This window comes from Levilactobacillus humaensis (assembly GCF_024345185.1).
GTDB classification, from domain to species: Bacteria; Bacillota; Bacilli; order Lactobacillales; family Lactobacillaceae; genus Levilactobacillus; species Levilactobacillus humaensis.
In genome coordinates this window covers 1-581 of sequence record NZ_BROB01000066.1, presented here as the reverse complement: position 1 = coordinate 581, position 581 = coordinate 1, and the positions used below count along the sequence as shown (strand labels likewise).

General features: G+C 41.5%; 1 protein-coding gene. It reads right to left on the bottom strand.

Annotation, left to right across the window (positions count from 1 at the left end; all coding sequences use genetic code 11):
* On the bottom strand, positions 1–581 hold a 581-nt coding region (locus tag OCU14_RS11230), incomplete at both ends, for a nuclease/transposase family protein (RefSeq protein WP_507762971.1).

The following is a 581-nucleotide window of genomic DNA, read 5'->3' as shown; positions in this document are numbered from 1 at the left end:
ATTTGCGGATTATCCTTAGGATCGAAGTCGCTAACTTCTTTCGTGATGCCAATGTACAGAAACCATTTGTCTTGGTTGTGAACCAATTTACCAGTTCCAAGCTTCCAATCATCGGCAAAATATTTTTCGAATCCTTTGTTAGTGAAGTTCAACTTGGTCCGTTTATCCAGAGTGGTTATCGAAATTTTTCTCATTCCATTTACAAAAGAGTAATTACTCTGGCGAACCAAGTCTGCCTGTGGTCGGTGAAACTGGATGGGTTCCATCAACCAGGTCAGGTCCCTAGGAACTTGAATCCATTTGTTTTTTTCGTTCTTGTAGCGGTAAGGATGTTGTTTCATTTGTTCTCGGGTGGTCTTATAGCGAGCTGAGACCGTCCGAAAAACAGATTGAACCATCTGACTGTTGAGCGGTGATTCTTGTCTAAATAACTCGTACAGATGGTGGTTGATTTTTAACCAACTTAACTGAAACTCATGGTCAAAGATCCATTGACTGACAATGTTAGCCAATCGTTGATATTCCTGACTCATCGCTAGAAATTGCTCTGCTTGATCAGCGTCCGGATAGAGTCTCAGCTT